This window comes from Croceicoccus naphthovorans (genome assembly GCF_001028705.1).
GTDB lineage: Bacteria > Pseudomonadota > Alphaproteobacteria > Sphingomonadales > Sphingomonadaceae > Croceicoccus > Croceicoccus naphthovorans.
This window is the reverse complement of the sequence record NZ_CP011770.1, coordinates 3,334,131-3,357,431: the sequence shown is the minus strand read 5'-3', so window position 1 is coordinate 3,357,431 and position 23,301 is coordinate 3,334,131. Positions and strand designations below refer to the sequence as shown.

Sequence of the window (23,301 nt, the reverse complement as noted above, 5' to 3'; positions counted from 1 at the left end):
AAACCCCGGTTCAATAGTCCGAGAGGTTCATCTGCCCTTCGGAAATCGCCACGTTGGGGATGCGCGACAGGACCGATTGGCCCAGCAGCGTGATGCCCAGCCCTTCCGGGATGATCACCGCATCCACGTCGTGCAGCTCGAACGAGCCGAGTTCCACCTTGTCCAGCCGCACCGGCACGCCCCGCACCTCGCCGCTGGCTCCCTGGCCGATGACGCGCACGTCGCTGTCGCTCCACTGCAGCCCGATCGCCGTTGCGTCCGATCCGGTCAAAGCGACAACGCTGGCCCCGGTGTCGATCAGCGCGTCGACCGGCACCATGTTGATCGACGGCGTGGCATAGAAGTGCCCGTCCGCCTGCGCCTGCAACACCATCTCGCCGGTCAGATAGTCGATAGAGGACGCCTCTTGCGCCGCCGCGACCACCGGTACGTTCGCCGCTTCTGCCGTCATTGCCGGGGCCTGCTCCTCAGGCACCTGATCCGACGGCATCATCATGCCGACCACACAGGCCACCGCGCCCAGCGCCAGAATTCCGCCTATCTTCATGGGCGCTACCGTGCGGCATCACCCTGAAGATCGGGTAAACGCCGCTTATTCCGCCGCTTCGGTCGCCTTTCCGGCGTCGGTCATCCCGGCCTCGATCTCCGCCGCCTTGGCTTCGACCAGCCCGACGATGTGGTCGAGCATGTCGGCGCTTTGCACGTGGTGATCGGTCACGCCCGACAGGTAAACCATGTGCTTGCCATTTCCGCCGCCGGTCAGGCCGATGTCGGTCTCGCGCGCTTCGCCCGGTCCATTGACCACGCAGCCAAGGACCGAGAGCGAGAGCGGCACCTTGATATGCTGCAACCTGTCTTCCAGCGCCTGCACCGTGCGGATCACGTCAAAGCCCTGCCGCGCGCACGATGGGCACGACACCACGCGCACACCGCGGGTGCGCAGACCCAGCGCCTTCAGCATCTCGAACCCGACGCGCACTTCCTGTTCCGGCTCTGCCGAAAGCGATACGCGGATCGTGTCGCCGATCCCGGCCCACAGCAGGTTGCCCATGCCGATGGACGATTTCACCGTCCCGCCGATCAGCCCGCCCGCCTCGGTAATGCCAAGGTGCAGCGGGCAATCCACCGCCTCTGCCAGTCCCTGATAGGCGGCGACGGCAAGGAATACGTCGCTGGCCTTCACCGCGACCTTGTATTCGTGGAAATCGTGGTCCTGCAGCAACTTGATGTGGTCGAGCGCCGATTCCACCAGTGCCTCCGGGCAAGGCTCTCCGAATTTTTCCAGCAGGTCCTTTTCCAGCGACCCTGCGTTGACCCCGATGCGGATCGCGCAGCCGTTGGCCTTGGCCGCGCGGACGACTTCGGCCACCCTCTCGCTGCTGCCGATATTGCCGGGGTTGATCCGCAGACAGGCCGCGCCCTTGTCGGCGGCTTCCAGCGCGCGTTTGTAGTGGAAGTGGATGTCGGCCACGATGGGCACGTTGGACGCGCGCGTGATCTGGTCGAAATTCGCGGTCGATTCCGCCGTCGGGCACGATACGCGGATAATGTCCGCGCCCGCATCCTCGCACCGGCGGATCTGGTCGATCGTCGCGGCCACGTCCTCTGTCGGCGTGTTGGTCATCGTCTGCACGGTAATCGGGGCATCGCCGCCCACGGGCACCGCACCCACCATGATTTGCCGGCTCTTGCGGCGTTCGATCGTGCGCCAGGGGCGGATCGCGTTCATAAAACTGACCTGTTACCTTTCGAAGTTGACGAAGTTTACACAGACGGAAAATAAATCCGGCACTGGCGCAGTGGTTGCCCAAAGCGCCTGTTATCCCGCCGTTTCGTTCGTTTCGTCGACATGGGGATTTCCCTAGCAGTTTCGAGGGCGGTAGGAAATCGCCACGCATGTCGCCATACAAGGCCGCGAAAGCAAAAGGAAAGCGCCCGGATGGCCAGCCAGTTCCACGATAGGCCCGACAAAGACGGATTGGCCACAGACGACGTGCGCGGGGACGAGGCGCTGCTGTTCGGCCGCGTGCTGAATGGCAAGGGCGGCGGCAGGCCGGTAAACTGGGCACAGGCGCGCGAATGGAAGCCGGGGGTGCCCGGAGAGGTCATCTGGCTGCACCTCTGCCGCAATCAGGCGGGTATTCAGGAATGGCTGGAAAGCGAACTGAACATTCCCGAACCGACGGCCGAACTGTTGGTTTCGGACCAGACCCGCCCGCGTGCCTTTCGCGAAGACGATACGCTGGTCGCCACGCTGCGCGGCATCAACTTCAACCCCAATGCCGAACCCGAAGACATGGTGTCGATGCAGTTGTGGAGCGACGGCAAGCGGGTCATCACCCTGCGCCGCCTGCCGCTGCAAACCCCGCGCGATACCCTGGCAGAGATCGATGCGGGCCGCGGGCCCGGCGATGCGGGCGCGCTCATCACCTCGCTGACCAAGCATATGATCGCACGCATGAACCGGTCGATCATCGACATGAACGAACATATCGACGAACTGGAAGAGGCCGATCTGGACGGCGATACAGAGCCTTTGCTGGAAAAGATCGCCGCGATACGGCGCAACTGCCTTGCCCTGAAACGCCATATGAGCCCGCAGCACGAAGCGTTCGAGCGGATCAGCCGCGATGCGCCCGCATGGTTCGAGGATCACGACCGGCGCGAGATTGCCGAGACGATCGAGCGGCTGTCGCGCTATCTCGACGATATCGACATTTCGAAGGAAAGCGCCGTCGTGCTGCAGGACGATATCCGCGCCCGCGCCGTCGCCCGGTCGGAACGGACCAGTTACCTCCTCACCATCGTTGCCGCGATCTTCCTGCCGCTGGGCTTCGTGACCGGGTTGCTGGGCATCAACGTCGGCGGGATGCCGGGGATGAACGATCCCGATGCGTTCTGGATCGTGACGGGGATGTGCGGGATGATCCTGTTGATGCAGCTGGTGCTGTTCTATCGCTGGAAGTGGTTCTGACCGCCCCTTCCGATGCACCGCACCTAGGCGCGAATACCTAACGCTCAACCGCCCCGATCTTTAGCGGCTGCGACGATCCTTCTGCCCCAAACGGGTAAAAGGAATCGATTCCCATCAAGGAGCTGCTCGCCATTCCGGTGGTCGTGCTGACCGTCGCGCTGGTGCCGACTTTCGAGTTCGGGGCCGGTGATGGCGGGGTGACGACGCGCACCACCAGCAGTTCCATGGAATCGGTGTTCGTCGATGTAGAGAATGCAGACAATGCCCCGCGCACGATCCGCGTTTTCGCGATCGGAACAGCGTCGGAAACCCCGGCGGCGGGGGTGCGGCTGCTGCCCGGTGAAACGCAGCAACTGGCGGGCGGAGAGAGCAAGCGGGTGTTGGCGGTGTTCCAGAACCTGCACCCCGGCGAAAAGCGAGAGGCGCGGGTGTGCTATGCCCCGATCAACGATCCGACCAACCGGACCTGCGAGGCGTTTGCGATTGAACGCCTCTGAGCGAACTCATAGCATCCGCTCGTAGAGAAACTCGTCATCGCGGTGCTTGCCGACCCAGAAGTCGATGTCCGCGATCCTGGTAAAGCCGTGGCGGGCGTAGAAACGCTGCGCATCGTGGTTCTCGCTCCACACCGATAGCTGGATCGCATCGGCGCGGCGGCTCTTCGCCTCTGCCAGTGCCCAGTCCATCAGCGCCGCACCGATGCCCCGCCCGGTCTGCGCAGGGTCGGTATAGAGCTGCGACAGCGTGATCGGGCGTTTGGCCTGAGAGTTGATCAGCGCCGCCTCGCCAAAACCCTTGTTCGCGGCCAGCTTGCAATATCCGACCAGCTTCTCGCCCTTGAAGGCTAGGCGATAGGCAACGTCGCGGTCTGCGATCTGCGCGGCAACGGCCTCTGGCGAATGGACAGAGTGCAGAAAGCTGTTGAGGTCGTCGGAACTGTAGAGATGGCCGAAAGCGGCATCGAAGCTCGCCCGGCCCAGCGCGACCAGCGCGGCGCGGTCGCCTTCCTCGGCCTCGCGATAGGTGATCGCATCGGTCCCTGCCGCTGCATCCTGACTCATCGAACTTGCTGCTCGCCTCTTGTTGCTGAACGGGCCGGGGGCGCCCCAATTGCCCGGCCATTGCCCGGAAGCGATGAACGGCGCAATCGCCAAGCCAGCGTATCTCGACAGCCCTGTCAATTATCCACGACCGTGGCAGGGTGCTTTAGGGTCGATCCCGACCCTGAGGGTAGCAACCAAGGAGCCTGAGGTTCTTGGAATAGAACCCAAGCTCTTCCAGCGCATTGTCGACCGGCACCTGGCCCGGCTTGCCCACGATGTCGCAATAGAACCGCGTGGCGGCGAAATTCGCGCCATCCTGATAGCTTTCCAGCTTGGTCATGTTGACGCCGTTGGTCGCAAAGCCACCCAGCGCCTTGTACAGCGCCGCCGGGATATTGCGGACCTGAAACACGAATGTCGTCATCGCGGTCCCGGTGATCTCCGCCGGGTCCAGCGGGGCGCGGGCCAGCACGACGAAACGCGTCATGTTGTCGTGCTGGTCCTCGATCGAAGGCTCGATCACGGTCAGCCCGTACAATTCCGCCGACAGCGGCGGGGCGATGGCGGCCAGTTCGGGATCGCGATCCTCCGCCACCTTGGCGGCGGCGGCAGCGGTGTCGGCATATTCCATCGGCAGCACGCCGTGCCCGCGCAACCAGCCGCGACATTGCCCTAATGCCTGGGGATGGCTGATCGCTGCGCGGAACGGGCCCGGGCCAGTCGCCATCAGGGTGTGGCGGATCGGCATGAAATGTTCGCCGGTGATCGACAGGCCCGATTCGGGCAGCAGGAAGTGGATGTCGGCAACCCGCCCGTTGGCGCTGTTCTCGATCGGAATGATCGCGCGGTCGGCCTTACCCTCGCGCACGGCGTCGATCGCATCGGCGAACGACCAGCACGGCATCGGCAGGCAATCGGGATCGAACTGCAGCGCGGCGATGTGCGAATTGGCGCCGGGCGCGCCCTGAAACGAAACCGCGCGCGCCGGCTGGGCGGCGGCGGCCTTGCGCATGTCCTCTGCAATGGCGAGGGCGGGGGCGGGATAATCGTGCATACCGGGACAGGCCGTTAGGGCCGGTGACGCGCCCTGCCAAGCCCCTGCGACACACGCCCTAATATGCTGCATCGCGGCAGCAACCGGACCTAATGGCACTTGCGCTGCGGCGATGCGGTGACTAGAGCGGCGCGCGAAACCCCCGTCCGGGGGCCTCAACAAAGAAATCGCGACGGGTTTTCCATAATGGACGACAAGTTCAATACCATCGCCGGCTGGGTTCTTTTCGGCGGCATCGTGGCTCTGGGTTTTTCCAGTGTCAGCGGGCATCTGTTCAAGACACACGCACCCGAAGAATCGGGTTACGAGATCGTGGCCGCCGAAGAAGGCGAAGGCGAATCCGGCCCGTCGCTGGCGACCCTGCTGGCATCGGCCGATCTCGCCGCGGGCGAAAAGGTCTTTGCCAAGTGCACCGCGTGCCATACGATCAATTCGGGCGGCGCGAACGGCATCGGCCCGAACCTCTACGGCACCATGGGTGAGGAAATCGGCCACGGTAAGGGCGGCTTTGCGTTCTCTGGCGCGCTGGCCGATCACGGCGGCACGTGGACGTTCGAGAACATGGACGCATGGCTTGCCAGCCCCAAGGCTTTCGCCCCGGGCACGAAGATGAGCTTTGCCGGCCTGTCGAAGCCGGAAGATCGCGCCAACATCATCGCCTATCTGAACGCGCAGGGTTCTAACCTGCCGCTGCCCACGCCGGAAGCGCCGGCGGCTGAGGAAGCGGGCGACGAAGCCGCTGCCACGACCGAAGGCGAAACGCCCGAAGGCGCCGACGCCGCCGACGCGATGACCGAAACGCCGGTTGCCGAAGAAGGCGCCGCCGTCAGCAACTGACGCGCTGGTCCAAGCGAACACGAAAAAGGCCCGCCGGTTCGTTCCGGCGGGCCTTTTTCTTTGGCGATCGCGTCTCTGGGGCGGCTCAGTGAACCGGCGGGTCTTCCGCCGGAACGCGGCCCACCGGGGCGACCGGCTCTCCCGCAGCGCGCGGGGGCATCGCGTTTTCGGGCACGTCGGGGATCATCATGTCGGGCGTGGGCACGTGTTCAAGGTTGCGCACCGTCACTTCGATCATGCCATCCTTGAACAGCAATTCGTTGAAGCTGGGCGGGGTAGAGCGCAGCCGCTGCGACAGGGTGCCCGCGCCGATCATGCGCACCGCGCCCTCCGCCGTATCCCGAATCAGGTCGAACGCATCGTGCACATGGCCCGACAGCACGGCCAGCACGTTGCGTTTCGCCAGCTCGGCCAACGCCTTGTTGCCTCCGCGCGTCAGCGCCGTGCCGCGCGTGCCCACCTCTACCAGCGGGTGATGGCACGCGACCAGCGCGCGGGTGCCACTGGGCAGCGCGTCGATCGCGGTCAGGCATTCGCTCAGCGCATCGTCGGTAATCCAGCCCTTCGACCAGTTCAGCCGCCACTGCGCCCGCGCCGCCGTCTTCAGCGGGACGATGGCCACGCCGGGCAGGTCGATCTCTCGCTCCACCACCTGTTTGATCGCGCGGAACCGGCGATAGGGGGATATGAACCGTTCAAGCGGGTTGAAGTACGGCATGTCGTGATTGCCGACCCCGACCGTCACCGGCACGTCCAGCCTGGAAATCCATTCGCAGGCGGCCCTGAATTCGTGATGCCGCGCCCGCATCGTCAGGTCGCCGGTGATCGCCACGGCATCGGGGCGGCGCTGCGCAATCTCGTCCCTTACCCAATCGAGCGCGCGACGATCCTCCAGCCCGAAGTGGATGTCGGACAGGTGGAATAGCAGGCGGGTATCGGGTACGTTTTGATCAGGCATCGGCACTGACGATCAGGTCTACCTCGCAAGGGACAATCGAAAACCGCGCGCGCGGCGGCAGGTCCGCTGGTTCGCCATCGACCAGCGCCTGCAATGGCGATCCGTCTTCGCTGGCCAAGGTCATGTCGGTGAATTGCCCCAGATCATCGTGCGGTCCTTCGCGAAAATCGCGCTTCAGCAGCGCTACGCCCTGCTGCGCATACTCGCCAACCGTTTCCGCATGATAGGCCTCTACCCGGATCGTCCCCGGTTCGGGGTTCATCAGGATCAGCGGATAGCCCTCTGCATCGGCGCTGACCGGCTCGACCAGCTTTACCATCGAACCGGAGGTCGATTGGCCGATCGCTTCTGCCGCGCCCCCGGCTATGCCGACGATATCGCCGTGGCGCATCGCCTCTCGTACCGTGTTCCATGCGGTGCCGGGGCCGACCATCAGCCCGGCCAGCGCATCGCCCGCGTCGCAGCGCACGACATGGGGCCGTTCTCGGCGCACCGTCCCGCGCGACAGGCGCGCGACGATGTGATCGACATCGACATAGCCGTGCAGCCGGTGCGCCAGCAGGTTCATCGTTCCGCCCGGCAGGATCAGGATCGACCCGCCCCAACCGTAAAGCTGCGTCACCAGCGCGTTGATCGTGCCGTCGCCGGTATAGATCGTGACCATCTCGATCCCCGCCGCGTCCAGTTCGGCGGCGGTGGGCAGGTCATCCTTCGGGAACTGGATCACCCGGTCCAGCGTCAGGTCGTTGTCGCCGCAGCACTGCGTCAGCGCGTCGAACGCCTTTTCGTCATAGCTCCCGCTATCGGGGTTTACGATCAGCCATGTCTTTGTGGGCGGTTTCATACCGATGGAATTCGCGGAGGCCGACCCCGGTTCCCGCCCCTATACCCGGCGGGTGACGATCATCCACGCGGCAAGGGCGTTGAACGCGCTATAGCCGGCGTAGGCCCAGATCGCCTGCGGATAGCCGTTCGCGCCCAGCAACATCGCCGCCAGCAGGACGAGGAATTCGACCGCGATGCTGAACCGACCCGACAGCATGTGCACGAACCACGGCATCTGGCCCAGCAGCGGGTGGCCGCTTTCCAGAACCGCCTTGTGCAGCGCGAAATTGCCGACGCCGAGGATGAAGGCGAAAACGAGCATGCGACATTGTAGGCATGGCGCGGCGATTCTCACGCATCTTTTTTGCGCGCAGGACGCCCCCGGCGAACGGCCATTGCCGAATTGCCAAGTCATTCGACCGCGCCGGTCTGCGGTTCGTCGGCGCGAAATGCCCTTGATCGACTCTCGACGAACGCTGGCAGAGCCGAGGGCGAAACGGGTTCGCACGTCGCGTAAAAAGAATGGCGAGGCGGTGAGGAACACCCACCGACACAGAGGAGGAGACGACCCATGAAAACCCTGATCAGCGCAACCGCCGCCATCGCCATGCTGGCCGGAGCGAACACCGCATTCGCCGCAGAGCGCGAGACTTTCGCCAAGGAAATCCATGTCGGCGATCTGGACCTTCAGACCGAGGAAGGTCAGCAGACGCTGGACGACCGGATCCGCCGCGTCGCGATACAGGAATGTAACGTTCGTCAGGCAGACACCGCCCGCGCCAAGGCCGCCAGCCGCGCCTGCATGCGCGAAACCATGACCAATGGCCGCGTGGAGATGGCGAAGAAGATCGACGCAACCCGCTACGGCGGCTGACGGCCAAACCCTTTACACCTCAGGAACATAGCAGTCCCTTGAGGTAGCCTAGCCGCAGGAAGGTTCAGTCCCCCTTCCTGCGGCTTTTTTTATCGCGGCGATCGCGGCCATCATGCGGCGTGCTGCTTCGCTTCCGGTGCTCACCTACTGAAGTACGCTGCGCTCCGGGTCGAAGCATCCCACCACCTGCTGATCCACGCTCCCCACGATCAGGTTGTGCGGGTTTAACGGCCCGCCATCGCTTTTACGGCCTTCAGGTGGGTCCTGCCTATGCGCACCGGCTCACCTTCGGCTACTTCGGCGCACCAGACGCCTAACCCTTCGTGGCGCAGGCCGGTGATGAAATCCTTGCGCAGGATCGTGGAGCGGTGGACGCGGATGAAGCGTTCGGGGTTCAACCGGTCCGCCAGCGATCCGATGGTTTCCAGCAAGAGATGGCTGGCCTTGCCAACGTGAAGGCGGACGTAGTCCCGCTCGGCATCGATGCGGTGCACGTCGTTTGACGATACGCGCAGCAGTTCCGATTTGTGCGGGACCCAGAATTCCTCGATCCAGCGGCTGTCCTCGCGCTTTTCGGTTAAGGCGGGTTCGGCGGCGACCTGACCGCGCCGGGCCAGCGCGCGGTCTATCGCGCGTTGCAGCCGGTCCGGTGCGACGGGTTTCAGCACATAGTCCACGGCGTCGAGATCGAAGGCCTCCACCGCAAAGCTGTCGTGCGCGGTGACGAAGACGACCGCCGGACGCTTTGCGGGATCGCTCACCGTCTCGGCGATGCGCCGCGCCACCGACAACCCGTCCACCTGCGGCATCGTCATGTCCAGCAGGACGAGATCGGGCGTCAGCGCCTCTATCATCCGCAGCGCCGCAGCGCCGTCGCCCGCTGTGCCGACGATGCGCAGCGAATCGATCCGCGCGCAGATCACCTGCATGCGTTCTACCGCCAGCGGCTCGTCATCGACGATCAACGTCGCCAGACTCTGTGCGCCGGTTCCCGCTTCTCCGGCTCCCCCAACCATCGCCGTCAGTCCTCCTCGTGCAAATCATCCCGGCTCAGCGGCATGCGGATCACCGTGCGCCAGCCATGCTCAGCAGGTCCGCTAACCACCGAAGCCTCTTCGCCGAAACGCGCGGCCAGCCGGTCTTTCACGTTGGCAAGGCCGATACCGAAGCCGCCATTCTTGCCATCGTCGCTCGCGCCCGGGCCATCGTCGCTGATCGTCACGACCAGCCTTTCGTATTCCTCACGCGCGGCAATGCGGATGGTGACGGGGCGCGACACGGGCGAAACCGCATAGCGCACCGAATTTTCGACCAGCGGCTGCAGGATCATCCCCGGCACCCGCGCCCCAGCCAGTTCGGCGGGCAGATCGATGTCCACCAGCAGCCTTTCGGGAAAGCGCACGCCCTCGATCTCCAGATAGATGCGCTGCAGCTCGATTTCCTCGGCCAGCGCGACGTCGTCGGTCGGATCGCTGGATAGCGAACGGCGATAGAACCGGCTCAGCGCCTGGATCATCTCCTCCGCCTGATCGGTGCGCCCCACCATGACCAGCGCCGACAGCGAGTTCAAGGTGTTGAACAGAAAGTGCGGATTGACCTGATAGCGCAGCGATTTCAGCTCCGCCGCCTTGGCCGCGCGGCGATACTCACCCTCGCGCCGTTCGGCGGCCCGCGCATGTTCGGCCTGCGTCATTGCGAAATAGAGCGCGGCCCATGCCAAGAGCAGGAAATAGCGGCCCAGCGCCACGTCGGTCAGTTGCAGCCACATCATGCCCAGCTGCCGTTCGCGATCGATGACCACGGTGTTGCTGTTCCTGGCGCGGGCTTCTTCCATCGCCTTCTTGATGTCGCGCGGCAGCGAGGGGTCTATTTCGTAGGGCGTATCGGGAATATCGACGAGAATATTGCCCGCGGTATCCTGCCTGATCCGAACGCCGGATTCTTCGCTCATCTTGGCGACGGCCCTTTCCTCATAGGCGCGAAATACGTTCGAATTTATCGCCGCGATCAACAGCGACGCGGGCAACGCGGCGGCGAAGGCGATGGCAAAGCGCAGTCCCAGCCGTTTATCGTCGAATGCCCGCAGCAGGAGCCAGAGCAGCACCGTGACCGCCACGCTGGCCAGCGTGACGACAAGGCGGCGGACCAGCAGTTCGTCCTGCCCTTCGAACCCGATCAAAAGGCCGCGCGCGGTGGCCAGCACGAAATAGCACAGCCAGAACGCCGCCATCGACAAGAGCACGGTGCGGAGCGGCACGGCCAGCTTGTCCCGGCGCGTGTCGGGTTTCTCGCGGAAAAACTTCATCCCGCCCTGATAGGCGCAGGCCAACGGGCGCGCCAGTGGCCTGCGCGCGCGTTAAAGGCCCCGGTCGAGCCGGGTTTGCGGTTTATCGAAACCGTTAGCGTCAGGTGGAGGGCAGCAGGTGTTCCTTGGCGATCTTGTCACGCCAGAAGGCGGGGGCCAGCCTGTGAACATTGTTCCCTTCGGAGTCGACCGCGACCGTCACCGGCATATCCTCGACCCTGAATTCGTAAATCGCTTCCATGCCCAGATCTTCGAAGGCGACGACCTTGGCTTCCTTGATCGCGCGGGCAACAAGATAGGCCGCACCGCCGACCGCCATCAGGTAGGCGACCTTGTGCTTGGCAATAACGTCGGTCGCGCCCTGTCCGCGCTCTGCCTTGCCGATCATGGCCAGCAGACCGAGTTCGAGCATCTGGTCAGTGAACTTGTCCATGCGGGTCGCGGTGGTGGGGCCAGCCGGTCCGACGACTTCGCCGACGATCGGATCGACGGGGCCGACGTAATAGATTGCGCGGCCCCTGAAATCGACCGGCAGTTCCTCGCCATTGGCCAGCATGTCGGCGATGCGCTTGTGCGCGGCATCGCGCCCGGTCAGCATGTGGCCCGACAGCAGCAGACGGTCGCCGTGCTGCCAGCTCTGCACAACTTCGGGCGTCAGCGTGTCGAGGTTGACCTTCTTCGCCTTGGCATCCGGCTCCCAATGAACCTTGGGCCATGCGTCGAGGTCAGGAACGGGCAGATAGCTCGGTCCGCTGCCGTCCAGCGTGAAGTGCGCGTGGCGCGTGGCGGCGCAGTTCGGGATCAAGGCAATCGGCTTGTTCGCGGCGTGGCACGGCCAGTCGAGGATCTTTACGTCAAGCACGGTGGCAAGCCCGCCCAGACCCTGCGCGCCCACGCCCATCGCGTTGACCTTGTCGAAAATCTCTATCCGCAGCTTTTCGATATCGTTCTGCGGACCGCGTGCCTTCAGCTGGCCCATGTCGATCGGGTCCATCAGGCTTTCCTTGGCCAGCTTCATGCAATGTTCCGCCGTGCCGCCGATGCCGATGCCCAACATCCCCGGCGGGCACCAGCCCGCGCCCATCTGCGGGATCATTTCCAGCACCCAGTCGACGATGTTGTCGCTGGGGTTCATCATCTTGAACTTTGACTTCGCCTCGGACCCGCCGCCCTTGGCCGCAACGTCGATGCTGACGGTATCGCCCGGCACCATCTCCACGCTCAGCACACAGGGCGTATTGTCGCGCGTGTTGCGGCGGGTGAAGGCGGGATCGGCCAGAACCGATGCGCGCAGCTTGTTGTCCGGGTTGTTGTAGCCCGCGCGAACGCCGTCATCGACGACTTCCTGCAAGGATCGCTTCGACCCGAGGCGACAGTCCTGACCCCATTTCACGAAGACGTTGACGATGCCGGTGTCCTGACAGATCGGGCGGTGCCCTTCGGCGCACATGCGGCTGTTGGTCAGGATCTGCGCGATGGCATCCTTGGCAGCCGGGTTCATTTCCGCCTCATAGGCTTCGCCCAGCGCCTGAATGTAATCCATCGGATGATAGAAACTGATGAATTGCAGCGCGTCGGCCACGCTGTCGATCAGGTCCTGTTCCTCGATCACCACCATCTGGCTCATCCGCTGATTCCCTGTCTGCTAATCCTGTTTCGTGCGCCGCTTAGACCCGCCCCGCCCCGCTGCCAAGGGTGCGCGGTGTTGCGGTGCGGCGAATGCGACTTATCTCTCGCCGCATCGCACTTGGCCTTGCGCCCGCGATGGCGTAGGGGGCTGATCGCGATGCCCAGCGGCCGACGGGCTTGACCCCGGCAGGCCGATGACGCAGTGTATTATGCAGATAGTACAGTGGCCCGCGTCCGGTGCCGCTGCCCGCAAGAAGGAATTCCGGCGATGGCAACCGCTGCCGCTCCCTCCGCTTCCGAAGATTTCACCCGCGCCCGCCGCGCGATGATCGACAGCCAGCTGCGCCCCAGCGGCGTGAACGACCTGACGCTGATCGATGCGTTTATGCGCGTGGCGCGTGAAGACTATGTCGCCGCGGATCAACGCGCCGTCGCCTATGTCGACCGTTCGCTGCCGCTGGGCGAAGGCCGCGCGCTGACCGCGCCGCTTTCCCAGGCACGCCTGCTGACCGAGGCGAAGCCCAAGGCCACCGACAAGGCCCTGCTGATCGCGGGCGGCACCGGCTATCTCGCCGCCGTGCTGGCGCCGCTGGTCGCCTCGCTCGACGTGGTGGAAAGCGATGCGCGCCTTTCGGGCAGCGAAGGCAGCAAGGCCGGAAACTGGCATTCGGGCGCGCTGACCGGCGGTTGGAAAAAGGGCGGACCCTACGACCTGATCGTTATCGACGGCGCGGTGGAAACCGTGCCCGCCGCGCTGGCCACGCAACTGGCCGACGATGGCCGCATCGTCACCGGCACCGTGGTTCGCGGCGTGACCAGCATCGCCGTGGGCCGCAAGGTGGACAAATCCGTCGCGCTGCTGCCGCTGATCGAGATGGGCCTGCCGATTCTGACCGACTTCGCCGCGCCCAAGGGCTGGAGCTTTTGATGAAACGCCGACTGGGTGCCGCGCTTCTGGCCGGTGCCGCCCTGACCGTTCCGGGCGCGGCGCTGGCCGATACGCTGCAGGAAGCGCTGGCGCTGACCTATCAGACCAACCCCACGATCCAGTCCGCCCGCGCGGACCTGCGCGGGGTGGACGAAAATGTGCCGATCGAGAAGGCGGACGGCCTGCCCGATGTCGGCGCAACGGCCAACTATGTCGAATATATCGACAAGGCTAGCAACGACTTCACCTCGCCCGACCGCGGTCTGGCCGCTGGCATCGACCTGACCGTACCGATCTATCAGGGCGGGCGCGTCAAGAATTCGATCCGCGCGGCAAAAGAACGCGTGCAGGCGGGCCGCGCCGACCTGAAGGCCACCGAATCGTCGGTCTTCACGCAGACGGTGGCGGCCTACATGGACGTGATCCGCGATGCGTCCGTCGTGCAGCTGAACATCCAGAACGTAGACGCGCTCGGCGTAAACCTGCAGGCAACGCGCGACCGGTTCGAGATTGGCGACCTGACCCGAACCGATGTCGCCCAATCCGATTCGCGGCGCGCGCTGGCCGAAAGCGACCTGCTGGCCGCCCGGTCCAACCTGATCGGCAGCCGCGAACGCTATATTCAGCTGGTCGGTCAGCCGCCGGAAAATCTGGCCCCGCCGCCGCCCTTGCCGAATTTGCCCGCCAGCCCGGAAGAGGCGGTTGCGGTCGCGCTGGTAAACAACCCCGACCTGATCGCCGCCAAGGAACGCAGCCAGGCATCGCGCTATGACATAGAAGTTGCCGGTTCGACCCGTTTGCCCAGCGTATTCGCAGGCGCCAGCACCGATTACAACGATCCGCTGGGCAGCTCGCCACTGCCCGGAACCAATGGAGGCCGCAGGGCCAGCCAATTGGGCGTGACGCTATCGGTCCCGCTGTTTCAAGGCGGTCGGCCCGCCGCGCTCGAACGGCAGGCACAGGCACGCTCCGCCTCTGCGCTGGAGACCGAGATCGCGGTCGAACGGTCCGTCATCGCGCAAGTCCGCTCGGCCTATTCCTCGTGGCAGGCTTCGCAGGAAACGATCACCGCGACGACAACTGCCGTATCCGCCGCTTCGCTCAGCCTTGAAGGCGTGCGGGCGGAAAATACCGTGGGCAACCGCACGATCCTCGACATCCTCGATGCCGAACGCGAATTGCTGTCGGCGCAGGTGCAGCTGGTGACCGCGCAGCGCAACGCTTACGTCGCGGGATTCTCGCTGCTCGCCGCAATGGGCATGGCAGAGGCGGAGGACCTGAACTTCGACGTCGGCCCGCTCTACGACCCGGTCGCGCACTATGACAGCGTGAAGGGGTCTTGGAACGACTGGCGGTTCGAACCGGACCCTGTGGCCCAGTCGACCCGGACCGTTGACACACCGGCACAAAACGCTGAGATTTCGCGCGAGTGATGCCGAGTTGCCCGGCATCCGCAATGACGGGAGCCGTTTAGGTGAACAAGGACGGGGAACCTTCGGTCGAAGACATCCTTCGCTCGATCAAGCAGGTTATTTCGCGTGAGGATGAGGCGGGATCATCCGGCCCCGGCCCGCTGCCCAGCCTGTCTGGCGGCAGCCCGTTCACGCGCAACCCGCTCCACGCCCCGCCCGCGCGGCCCGTGCCCGCGAACGAGCAACCGGCGCAGGATGATGTCTACGACCTTGGCGGGGCCGATACGGTCGATGCAGAGCCGGTGAGCCTGCCCGCCGCCTTCGCCGCGGCGCAGGACGACTTTGATGAGGCTCAGGAAGAGCCGTTTGTTGAAGGGCCGAAGGGGTTTGCCGAAGACATGTCGGCCGAGCCGGTGTTCGAAGCGCCTGACACCGAACCGGAGCCTGCGTTTGAGCCTGAGCCAGTCGCCGAGGTTGCGCCCCAGCCCGAACCGGAACCCAATCCCAAACCGGAGCCCGATCCCGAACCGGCGCCGGAACCGGAGGGCCTGATCGCCACCGCCGCCGCGACCGCGATGCGTGCGCAGCTGGCCTCGCTTTCGGCCCATGCCGCCGCGCCCGCGCCTGCCGCCCCGGCCAATCCGCTGGAGGACATGGTCCGCGACATGCTGCGCCCGATGCTGAAGGAATGGCTCGACGCCAACCTGACCGGGATTATCGAACGCATGGTTCAGGACGAAATCGCGCGGATCACCGGGCGGCGCTGACACGCAGATGGTCAAGACGACAGGCCCTGAAAAGGTAAAACGCGCCCGCGCCGAACTAAAGGTCATGGGCGGCGGCGCGGAATTCACGCGCCACATCTTCCTCTGCGCCGATCAGACGAAGCCCAAGTGCTGTCCGAAAAAGGTCGGCCTCGAAAGCTGGGACCACCTGAAGAAACGCCTTGCCGAACTGGGGCTGGACCGGTCGGGCGGGGTCATGCGGACCAAGGCGAACTGCCTGCGCCTCTGCGTCGCGGGGCCGCTTGCGGTCGTCTACCCCGACGGGGTCTGGTACCATTCGTGCAAACCCGAAGTGCTGGACCGCATCATCGACGAACACCTGATCGGCGGCGTGCCAGTGGAGGAGTATCGGCTGACGGTTGAGGGGGAAAGCTAGCTGTCGGGATTTGCGGGTTGCAGAACCCCGATTGCGAGCATTTAGAGAATCTGAAGTCGTCTTCCGCCCTTATTTGCATTCACACGATCAATCTGTTCCAATTCGTGTCGAGCCTAATCACATGGGGGCGTGCACGGTGAAGCAGTGTTTGATGGCAATGGCTGCGGCGTTGGGGTTGTCGGCATGCGGCGCGCAACCTCCGGAAAACCCTGAGCCGCCTCAAAATATTCTTAATCTCAAAGTGGAGGGGCTGTCGTTCGTCGGTCCCAATACGATCAAGTCCGGCTGGACGACGGTGCGGATTACAAATGATGGCGGTATGACCCATCACGGCCTGCTCTATCGCCTGCCCGAAGGCGTGACTGCCGAAATGCTGGACGAGCAATTAGTTCGACCGATCCAGGCCAGTCTGACCGCCAGTATTGAAGGAGATATCGAAAAGGCGACGCGAATTGCCTCAACTTTCCCGGGATGGATGGGCGACATTGAATATCTCGGCGGACCGGGAATGATGTCGAATGGCGTTACCGGTGAAGCGACGATGTATCTGGAGCCGGGAAATTACATCGTCGAATGCTATGTCAAATCGGACGGGGTACAGCACAATTATAATCCGGTGCCCGGAGAGCGCGGCATGGTTTTACCGCTAACGGTCTTGCCTGAAGCTGGCGGAATGGAAGAGCCTGATTCCAACGTGACGCTATCAGTCTCGAACGCGGGCTACGAAATTATCGATGGCGCTTTCGTCATTGGCGAAAACTCAGTGCGCATCAATTTCGACGAGCAGCAGCTTTACAACAATTTCGTCGGCCATGACGCGCATATCTTCCGCATCGACCCGGATACCGACGTAGAGGCAGCGGCGCGCTGGCCCGACTTCTTTCCAGTCGATGGGCAGCAAACCCCTGCCCCTGCGAAGTTTGTTGGTGGTATCCACGACATGCCGGAGGGATCGACTGCCTATTTTAAAGTTGACCTAGAAGAAGGCGAATACGGCATCGTCGCGGAAATTCCGGATGCAAAGGCAAAAGGCTTGTTTGCCCGGATTGAAGTGACAAACGGGTAGGGTCGGCAGACGTCAACTACCCACCCATTCTGACATACGCCTGAACGTCTAGCATCCCCGAAACCAGACATTTCGTCTTGGCCAGCAACCCCTACTCGATATCCTTCCAGGCGCTCTTCGCCTCGTCGCCCAGACGGTCGTCGATCGCCTCGTCGTGGCCGGTCCCGCTCGACAGGAAGACCAGGCCCATCAGCGCCGCCATCAGCATCATTGCCGCCGTCACGCCCAGCCCGGTCGCGATGTAGAGGTGGATCGAGACCAGTCCGTTGCGCCAGTACAGGAACGCCATCGCGATCAGCACGGTCACGCTGGTCAGCCCGAACATCAGCTTCATCAGCCAGCGATAGCGCGCCCATGCGTGCGCCGCATTGTCGGGATCGTCGAGGGGGGATCGATTTGCCATGACGCGCGCACCCATGCGCCCAACCGCCGCCGCTGGCAAGTCGGCGGCACATCTGGCATGATACCCGCCAAAGGGCCGCAAGCGCACGGGAGACATGGGACATGAGCATCGCGAGGATCATTTCGGGCCGCAACGTCGATATCGTCACTTGCCGTGAAGATACGCTGGTGCGCGAGGCGATCCGGTTGCTGACCGAACGGCGCATCGGCGCGATGCCCGTGGTGGACGGTGAAGGCCGCGTCGTCGGCGTGTTTTCCGAACGCGACGTGATCCGCTGTCTGGAAGTGCACGGCGCAGAGGCGCTGGACCTCAACATGGCCAAAGTGATGACCAGCCCCGCCGTGACGGTCAGCGCCGATACCAGCGAAAATCAGGCACTGGCGCTGATGACCCGCCGCCGCATTCGCCACCTGCCGGTGGTCGATGGGCAGCGGATGGTCGATTTCGTGTCGATCGGCGATCTGGTAAAGGCCCGCATCGACGAGATCGAGTCCGAAGCCCAGGCGCTGCGCGACTATATTCATTCGGCCTGAACCGGCCCGCACCGCTTGCCCGACGCGGCGGCGCACCCTATCTGGAAGCACATGGACCAAGCCATCTCCCTAAGCCCCAGCGCCGCGTCCCGCGTGGCCAAGATCGCGCAGAACCAAGGCTGCGACCCCGCGCTGCGCCTTGCGGTGGAAGGGGGCGGCTGCTCCGGCTTTCAGTACAAGTTCGACCTCGCCAAGGGCGTGGAGGATGACGACACGGTGGTAGAGACCGACGGCGTGAAGCTGGTGGTCGATGCGATCAGCCTCGACCTCGTGCGGGGCAGCATCGTCGATTATGTAGAATCGCTGGGCGGGGCTTCGTTCCGTGTCGAAAATCCCAACGCCGCCGCCGGCTGCGGCTGCGGCTCCAGCTTCGCGATCTGACGGGCCGAACCTTTGCGGATTGCCAGCTTCAACATCAACGGCGTGAAGGCGCGCATGCCGCGCCTGCTGGAATGGCTGGACGAAACGAAACCCGACGTTGCCTGTCTACAAGAGATCAAGTCCAGCGACGAGACCTTCCCCGGCGACGCCTTTCACGAGGTTGGCTATCGCGCGATCTGGCACGGGCAAAAGGGCTTCAACGGCGTCGCCGTGCTGCAACGGGGCGAGGAAACGCCGCACGAGGTGCTGCGCGGCCTTCCCGGTGACGACGAGGATACGCACAGCCGCTATATAGAGGCCGACGTGAACGGCGTGCGGGTGGTGTGCATCTACCTGCCCAACGGCAATCCGGTGCCGGGGCCGAAGTTCGACTACAAGCTGAACTGGATGCAGCGGCTGCGCACCCGCATGACGGAGCTGCTGGAGGCGGAAATACCGGCGGTCGTCATCGGCGACTACAACGTCATTCCAGAGGACAAGGACGTCTGGTCGCCCAAGGCGATGGCATCGGACGCGCTGATGCAGCCCGAATCACGCGACGCCTATTTCCGCCTGATCCACGACGGCTGGACCGATGCGATAGACCTGCACCATCCGCGTGGCGGGATGTGGACGTTCTGGGATTATCAGGCAGGCGCCTGGCAACGCGATCACGGCTTTCGCATCGACCACGCCCTACTGTCGCCAACGCTGGCCGACCGCCTGATCGCCACCGGCATCGACAAGGAATACCGAGGCCGCGAGAAAGCCAGCGACCACGTCCCGGTCTGGATAGAAATCAAGGACTAAGCCGGCTTTGACGGCTTTGGCGGAGGGATTTTTTCGCCGGGCTAGGAGCGATGTTTTACATCGTGACCGGAGGAGCGGCGCCGCCATGCGGAAGAAGCACCCAGACACTGGTGGTTCGATTTTGTCGTGAGGCTAGGCGCGAGGAGCGCAGCGATGTGTCGCATCGTAAGCGACGAGCAACGCCGCATCACGGCAAAATCGGGCCACCAGAAAAACGAAAGGCCGCCGGATGGGGGATCCGGCGGCCTTTCCGCTTCCGCGCGCACGTTGGGGGGATTGCGCGTCAGCGTTCCAAAACGCGCCCTTAGCGGTAAAAAATATGATTGTCGATGCGTGCCAGACGAGTCATCGAATTCTTCCACCGCGGGCTGACATAGCGGGCGTGAAAGAACAGCGCCCCCTCTGCCGGGCTGTCCCACATGCCGTCGTGCGCGATCATCGCGATCTTCTTGGCCCGCTGCCATGCGCGGCTGGCCTTGTTGATCGCCGGCATGCGGCCGCCGCGGACGAATGAGAACTGCGACCGCTGATAAACGACGCCGCAATAGCTCGACGGGAAACGGCCCGATTCGGCACGCGCGACGATCACGCGGCCCACGGCCAGCTGGCCGTCCAGCGGCTCGCCCTTCGATTCGAAATAGATCGCCCCGGCGAGGCACTGCAACTGTTCGTCGAGTTTGCCCGGAACCGGCTGCTCTGCAACCAGTTCGGCTAACGAGGCTGCCTGAGAGTCCATTGGGGAAATCACCGGCTCCGGCGTTTCCGGAACGGGCTGCACCACGGCCTGCGAAATGAATTTGGTCTGCGGAGCGACCGGAACCTCTACGGCTGCAACGGTGGTTTCCGCGACAATCTGGCTCGGGGCGGGGCTTGCAACGGTTGCAACTTGCCCGGCTTGTGCAAATGCGCTGGAACCGTCCGTTCCCAGCAGGATGACCCCGAGGGTCGCGACCAGCGACAGCGCGCTGGCGCTTCGTACCTTGCGGCTCATACTTGTACGTTCAAGTGCGGTTATCGCCCAGTCGCAATGCGCTTCCGGGGAACGAGCGGCCGATCCCGACTGCCCTTACGCGTTCCCCGGATCGACACTGCCGGTCGATCCCCGTCTGCGCGCTCGTTGCGCATGCCCGATTGCATGCAGGCAACTGCCTACGCCCGTAATCTGCCGCGCCCTGTGCAATTGTGGCGGAAAAGTGTCAACCGGGGTAACCTTAACCTTTGGCTATCCCGCGATGAGCTGTTGCGCATTTGCGACATCCAGCTCCACGATCCAGCAGTCACTGTCCTGCCGCCCACGCCTTTCCAGATAATCGCTGAATTCCAGTGGCTTATCGGATTCTTGCGCCTTTGCCACGGTCCATTTCCGGTCGCCATCCAGCGTCGGCATCCGCTCATAAAGCTTTGAATCGCAGCCCTTTTCGCACGCAACGATTAAAATCGTCCCAGCGTCTTTTTCGCCTTTTTTAACGATTGTGGCAAAGCCCCCTGCCGCCTCACATGCGCGAATCAGGGCAGAAACCTCCAGATGCGCCGGAAGACGGGAATCCATCAGCCCCGAATCCTTCAGGGCCGATAGCCGGGCAGTCCCGACAGCGCGATTTGCGATCGCATGAAGGTGCCGGTGCCGCGGCCCACTTCCTCACCCTCTTCGTCGATCAGCCGCGCCTCACCCACCAAGACCCGCCGGCGGCCGCTGACCCACTTGCCCTCGGCAATGACACGGCCGCCCTTGATCGGGCGCGAAAAGTGCAGGTTGAACGATGTGGTAAGCAAGAAACGGTCGGACACCATCGTGTTTGCCGCATAGAACGCCGCATCGTCGAGCATCTTGAAATAGATCGTGCCATGCGCCGCCCCGGCCGCGTGGAACACGCGTTCGTCGACATCGAAGATAATGCGCGACACGCCCTCGCCCGGAATTTCCAGCCGCGAGGCAAACAGCGAATTGACCGGGGCCGACGCATAGAGCGATTCGAGCGCGCGCCAGTGCAGCGCGGCCCCGCTGGCGGGCTTGGTCTGGGATGCGTCCGTCATCAGGCCCGGTGTTTCGGGCCGACGGGGCCGCGCGTCAAGCCGCGTCGCGCCCTGAATCTTCGCTCAACAGCGCGAAAACGGCTTCGTCGTTCGGCGCTTCGGCCAAACGGTCGCGCAGGCGTTCATCGCGCAACATCCGCGAAATCGCTGCCAGCGCGTGCAGATGCGTCGCGCCGGACTGATCGGGCGAGAGCAGGCCGAAGGCGATCTCTACCGGCAGGCCATCGGCGGAATCGAAGCTGACCGGCGTGGTCAGCCGCATCACTACGCAAACCGGACGACGCAGGCCGGGAATGCGGGCATGGGGGATGGCGACGCCGCGCCCGAACCCGGTCGAGCCCAACCGTTCGCGTTCTTCCATCGCCTCAAGCACCATGGGCGCGTCGAGGTCGTAGACGCGCGCAAACCGCTCCGCCAGCGCTTCCAGCACTTCGGATTTGGACAATGCATTGCTGGTCCCGACAGCAGCGGGATCTAGGAGGTACAGCGCGCTCATTTTCTTTACGGTTCGTCTCAGCCTTGCAGCGCCATGCCGCGCCTTTGTGGCGCATCCATGACCACGTCGGAAAACCGCACCCGGCACAGGCGAAACGCCCGCACCGGCGCGGTTCTTGCGAACTCTTCTCCCTGATTCGCAAAGCCCGACAAAAAGCCCGCCCCTTCCACTGGAAGGTCCCCTACGCGCCTGAAAAGGCGCGACTAGCGGGCGTTAATTAGACGGTTCGACCCAGCCGATCGTCCCGTCAGAGCGGCGGTAAACCATATTATGCCGCCCCGTTCCAGCATTTTTGAAAAACAGCGCCGGCGTATCGCGCAAATCCAGCATCATCACCGCATCGGAAACCGACGTTTCGGGGATATTGGTGCGCGTTTCCGCCACGATCGGCGGCGCGTCGGTCTCGATGACGTCTTCGTCGTCCTCGTTCTCGTTCGCGGCGAAGACGGTATAGGCCGCGTCTTCTTCCTTCAGCGCGTATTCGGCCTGTTCGTGGCGATCCTTCAACCGGCGCTTGTAGCGGCGCAGCTGCTTGTCGATCTTCTCCGCCGCCTTGTCGACGGCCTGATGCGCGTCCTGCGCCTCTGCATGGCCCTTTACGATCAGGCCCTGCATCACGTGCGTGACGATATCTACGGTAAAGCTGTCATGCGGGCCCTTGCCCAATGTGACAGAGGATGAAAGCGCCCGGTTGAAGTACTTGTCGACGATGCCGTTCATTCTGTCTGCGGCATGTTCCTGCAGCGCCGCACCCGTTTCGACCTGGTGACCGGAAACGCGAATATCCATCGACAAACTCCTTCTTCTGTTCTTGTCCCATGCGGGCGGAGCGGAGCCGGATGCCTAAGTGGGTATCAGGCTGCTCCCCTTGCCCAGATGGGGTCCTTCAACGTCGCGATAAAGGCCTCGTGCCGCTGAATTTCTTCGGCCGAGGCAGCGTGCGGACGAGCCGGGCGGAATTCGCGTCCGGCGGTCGCAACCACCACTTCGGTTTCGATTGCTATGGGCGCGGCGCTATTATCAACCGCAAGCTCCAACCCAATCTGCCGCCCACCAGTCAGTTCCACATAGACTTGCGCCAGCAGCTCTGCATCGAGCAGCGCGCCGTGCTTCGTCCGGTGGCTGCGGTCCACGCCATACCGGGTGCACAGCGCATCGAGCGACAGTTTCGCGCCGGGGTGCTTCTTCTTGGCGATCTGCACGGTGTCGACCATGCGGGTCAGGCACACGGCCTCCATCTCGCACAGGGCCAGTTCGGCGTTCAGGAAGTTGAAGTCGAACCCGGCATTGTGCGCGACCAGCGGCGAATCGCCGATAAAGGCGAGCAGGTCGGCCACTTTTTCGACAAAGCGCGGTTTGTCCGAAAGGAAAGCGGCGGAAAGACCGTGCACGCGCTCCGCCTCTTCGGGCATATCGCGGTCTGGATTGAAGTAGGCGTGGAACACCTGGCCGGTGGCGACCCGGTTCACCATTTCGATGCAGCCGATTTCGACCATGCGGTCGCCCGTACGGGGGTCCAGTCCGGTGGTTTCGGTATCGAATACGATCTCACGCATCGGCAATACCATGCTCCCCCACAGGCCCTCTGGCAAGGGGGTT

The 23,301-nt window shown here is 63.8% G+C and carries 29 protein-coding genes; 12 read left to right on the top strand and 17 right to left on the bottom strand.

What is annotated here, in order from left to right:
• Positions 1-10 precede the first annotated feature (10 nt).
• Positions 11-547: a retropepsin-like aspartic protease family protein gene (locus tag AB433_RS16640; RefSeq protein WP_047822597.1), complete on the bottom strand. Its 537-nt coding sequence runs from the start codon at positions 545-547 to the stop codon at positions 11-13.
• Positions 548-592: 45 nt separating this feature from the next.
• A complete protein-coding gene (ispG, locus tag AB433_RS16635; RefSeq protein ID WP_047822595.1) occupies positions 593-1,729 on the bottom strand; it encodes a flavodoxin-dependent (E)-4-hydroxy-3-methylbut-2-enyl-diphosphate synthase in 1,137 nt (378 codons plus the stop codon).
• Between the two features lie 210 nt (positions 1,730-1,939).
• Between ispG and AB433_RS16630 the strand changes: the two genes are divergently transcribed.
• Complete coding sequence (locus AB433_RS16630; RefSeq protein ID WP_047822593.1) at positions 1,940-2,974, top strand: zinc transporter ZntB; 1,035 nt, start codon at positions 1,940-1,942, stop codon at positions 2,972-2,974.
• Positions 2,975-3,117: 143 nt separating this feature from the next.
• Positions 3,118-3,471, top strand: a complete 354-nt coding sequence (locus tag AB433_RS16625; RefSeq protein WP_156170865.1) for a hypothetical protein — start codon at positions 3,118-3,120, stop codon at positions 3,469-3,471.
• Between the two features lie 6 nt (positions 3,472-3,477).
• Here AB433_RS16625 and AB433_RS16620 read toward each other — a convergent pair whose 3' ends face one another.
• Together AB433_RS16620 and AB433_RS16615 are read right to left on the bottom strand one after the other, a co-directional pair.
• Complete coding sequence (locus AB433_RS16620; RefSeq protein WP_047824364.1) at positions 3,478-4,035, bottom strand: GNAT family N-acetyltransferase; 558 nt, start codon at positions 4,033-4,035, stop codon at positions 3,478-3,480.
• 145 nt (positions 4,036-4,180) lie between these two features.
• Positions 4,181-5,071, bottom strand: coding sequence for a prephenate dehydratase (locus AB433_RS16615; RefSeq protein ID WP_047822589.1), 891 nt, complete (start codon positions 5,069-5,071; stop codon positions 4,181-4,183).
• Between the two features lie 186 nt (positions 5,072-5,257).
• Here AB433_RS16615 and AB433_RS16610 point away from each other — a divergent pair, with 186 nt between their 5' ends.
• On the top strand, positions 5,258-5,908 hold the full coding sequence (locus tag AB433_RS16610; protein WP_047822587.1) for a c-type cytochrome: 651 nt from the start codon (positions 5,258-5,260) through the stop codon (positions 5,906-5,908).
• Between the two features lie 85 nt (positions 5,909-5,993).
• On the opposite strand, the gene AB433_RS16605 is transcribed toward AB433_RS16610, so the two are convergent.
• The 3 genes from AB433_RS16605 to AB433_RS16595 are packed head-to-tail and all read right to left on the bottom strand — an operon-like array spanning position 5,994 to position 8,013.
• Positions 5,994-6,866, bottom strand: coding sequence for a metallophosphoesterase family protein (locus tag AB433_RS16605; RefSeq protein ID WP_047822585.1), 873 nt, complete (start codon positions 6,864-6,866; stop codon positions 5,994-5,996).
• Complete coding sequence (locus AB433_RS16600) at positions 6,859-7,710, bottom strand: diacylglycerol/lipid kinase family protein (RefSeq protein WP_047822584.1); 852 nt, start codon at positions 7,708-7,710, stop codon at positions 6,859-6,861. The genes AB433_RS16605 and AB433_RS16600 overlap by 8 nt, the downstream gene beginning before the upstream one ends.
• A 39-nt stretch (positions 7,711-7,749) precedes the next feature.
• The gene (locus AB433_RS16595; protein WP_047822583.1) at positions 7,750-8,013 is read right to left on the bottom strand and encodes a hypothetical protein; all 264 of its coding nucleotides are present in this window, start codon (positions 8,011-8,013) and stop codon (positions 7,750-7,752) included.
• A gap of 249 nt (positions 8,014-8,262) precedes the next feature.
• Here AB433_RS16595 and AB433_RS16590 point away from each other — a divergent pair, with 249 nt between their 5' ends.
• Positions 8,263-8,565, top strand: coding sequence for a UrcA family protein (locus AB433_RS16590; protein ID WP_047822582.1), 303 nt, complete (start codon positions 8,263-8,265; stop codon positions 8,563-8,565).
• Between the two features lie 224 nt (positions 8,566-8,789).
• Here AB433_RS16590 and AB433_RS16585 read toward each other — a convergent pair whose 3' ends face one another.
• From AB433_RS16585 to AB433_RS16575, 3 genes are all read right to left on the bottom strand, one after another.
• Positions 8,790-9,581 carry a LytR/AlgR family response regulator transcription factor gene (locus tag AB433_RS16585; RefSeq protein ID WP_047822581.1) on the bottom strand — a complete coding sequence of 264 codons (792 nt, stop codon included), beginning with the start codon at positions 9,579-9,581 and terminating at the stop codon, positions 8,790-8,792.
• Between the two features lie 5 nt (positions 9,582-9,586).
• Entirely contained in the window at positions 9,587-10,870 is a 1,284-nt protein-coding gene (locus AB433_RS16580; RefSeq protein ID WP_047824363.1) for a sensor histidine kinase, read from the bottom strand.
• Positions 10,871-10,970: 100 nt separating this feature from the next.
• Positions 10,971-12,497 carry a fumarate hydratase gene (locus tag AB433_RS16575; RefSeq protein ID WP_047822580.1) on the bottom strand — a complete coding sequence of 509 codons (1,527 nt, stop codon included), beginning with the start codon at positions 12,495-12,497 and terminating at the stop codon, positions 10,971-10,973.
• A gap of 270 nt (positions 12,498-12,767) precedes the next feature.
• Here AB433_RS16575 and AB433_RS16570 point away from each other — a divergent pair, with 270 nt between their 5' ends.
• The 5 genes from AB433_RS16570 to AB433_RS16550 all read left to right on the top strand — a co-directional run bounded on the left by AB433_RS16570 (position 12,768) and on the right by AB433_RS16550 (position 17,066).
• Positions 12,768-13,427: a protein-L-isoaspartate O-methyltransferase family protein gene (locus tag AB433_RS16570; RefSeq protein WP_047822579.1), complete on the top strand. Its 660-nt coding sequence runs from the start codon at positions 12,768-12,770 to the stop codon at positions 13,425-13,427.
• The gene (locus AB433_RS16565) at positions 13,427-14,860 is read left to right on the top strand and encodes a TolC family outer membrane protein (protein ID WP_047822578.1); all 1,434 of its coding nucleotides are present in this window, start codon (positions 13,427-13,429) and stop codon (positions 14,858-14,860) included. Before AB433_RS16570 ends, AB433_RS16565 begins: the two co-directional genes overlap by 1 nt.
• Positions 14,861-14,901: 41 nt before the next feature.
• On the top strand, positions 14,902-15,606 hold the full coding sequence (locus tag AB433_RS21375) for a DUF2497 domain-containing protein (RefSeq protein WP_053059232.1): 705 nt from the start codon (positions 14,902-14,904) through the stop codon (positions 15,604-15,606).
• 7 nt (positions 15,607-15,613) lie between these two features.
• On the top strand, positions 15,614-16,000 hold the full coding sequence (locus tag AB433_RS16555) for a (2Fe-2S) ferredoxin domain-containing protein (protein ID WP_375782392.1): 387 nt from the start codon (positions 15,614-15,616) through the stop codon (positions 15,998-16,000).
• A 151-nt stretch (positions 16,001-16,151) separates the two neighbouring features.
• The gene (locus AB433_RS16550) at positions 16,152-17,066 is read left to right on the top strand and encodes a hypothetical protein (RefSeq protein ID WP_156170864.1); all 915 of its coding nucleotides are present in this window, start codon (positions 16,152-16,154) and stop codon (positions 17,064-17,066) included.
• 91 nt (positions 17,067-17,157) lie between these two features.
• On the opposite strand, the gene AB433_RS16545 is transcribed toward AB433_RS16550, so the two are convergent.
• Positions 17,158-17,469: a hypothetical protein gene (locus tag AB433_RS16545; RefSeq protein ID WP_047824357.1), complete on the bottom strand. Its 312-nt coding sequence runs from the start codon at positions 17,467-17,469 to the stop codon at positions 17,158-17,160.
• Positions 17,470-17,570: 101 nt separating this feature from the next.
• Between AB433_RS16545 and AB433_RS16540 the strand changes: the two genes are divergently transcribed.
• Genes AB433_RS16540 through xth form a run of 3 tightly spaced genes read left to right on the top strand, consistent with a single transcriptional unit; the run spans position 17,571 to position 19,172 of the window.
• Complete coding sequence (locus AB433_RS16540) at positions 17,571-18,002, top strand: CBS domain-containing protein (protein WP_047822574.1); 432 nt, start codon at positions 17,571-17,573, stop codon at positions 18,000-18,002.
• Between the two features lie 51 nt (positions 18,003-18,053).
• On the top strand, positions 18,054-18,383 hold the full coding sequence (gene erpA, locus AB433_RS16535; RefSeq protein WP_047822572.1) for an iron-sulfur cluster insertion protein ErpA: 330 nt from the start codon (positions 18,054-18,056) through the stop codon (positions 18,381-18,383).
• Between the two features lie 12 nt (positions 18,384-18,395).
• On the top strand, positions 18,396-19,172 hold the full coding sequence (gene xth, locus AB433_RS16530; RefSeq protein WP_047822570.1) for an exodeoxyribonuclease III: 777 nt from the start codon (positions 18,396-18,398) through the stop codon (positions 19,170-19,172).
• 304 nt (positions 19,173-19,476) lie between these two features.
• On the opposite strand, the gene AB433_RS16525 is transcribed toward xth, so the two are convergent.
• The 6 genes from AB433_RS16525 to dnaQ all read right to left on the bottom strand — a co-directional run bounded on the left by AB433_RS16525 (position 19,477) and on the right by dnaQ (position 23,258).
• Positions 19,477-20,163: a cell wall hydrolase gene (locus AB433_RS16525; protein ID WP_047822568.1), complete on the bottom strand. Its 687-nt coding sequence runs from the start codon at positions 20,161-20,163 to the stop codon at positions 19,477-19,479.
• A 231-nt stretch (positions 20,164-20,394) separates the two neighbouring features.
• On the bottom strand, positions 20,395-20,721 hold the full coding sequence (locus AB433_RS16520; protein WP_047822566.1) for a DUF1491 family protein: 327 nt from the start codon (positions 20,719-20,721) through the stop codon (positions 20,395-20,397).
• A gap of 14 nt (positions 20,722-20,735) precedes the next feature.
• Positions 20,736-21,206, bottom strand: a complete 471-nt coding sequence (locus AB433_RS16515; RefSeq protein WP_047822565.1) for a PaaI family thioesterase — start codon at positions 21,204-21,206, stop codon at positions 20,736-20,738.
• Positions 21,207-21,240: 34 nt separating this feature from the next.
• Positions 21,241-21,702, bottom strand: a complete 462-nt coding sequence (locus tag AB433_RS16510; protein ID WP_047822564.1) for a PTS sugar transporter subunit IIA — start codon at positions 21,700-21,702, stop codon at positions 21,241-21,243.
• A gap of 213 nt (positions 21,703-21,915) precedes the next feature.
• A complete protein-coding gene (gene hpf, locus AB433_RS16505; protein WP_047822563.1) occupies positions 21,916-22,491 on the bottom strand; it encodes a ribosome hibernation-promoting factor, HPF/YfiA family in 576 nt (191 codons plus the stop codon).
• 65 nt (positions 22,492-22,556) lie between these two features.
• A complete protein-coding gene (dnaQ, locus tag AB433_RS16500) occupies positions 22,557-23,258 on the bottom strand; it encodes a DNA polymerase III subunit epsilon (RefSeq protein WP_047822562.1) in 702 nt (233 codons plus the stop codon).
• Between the last annotated feature and the right edge of the window lie 43 nt (positions 23,259-23,301).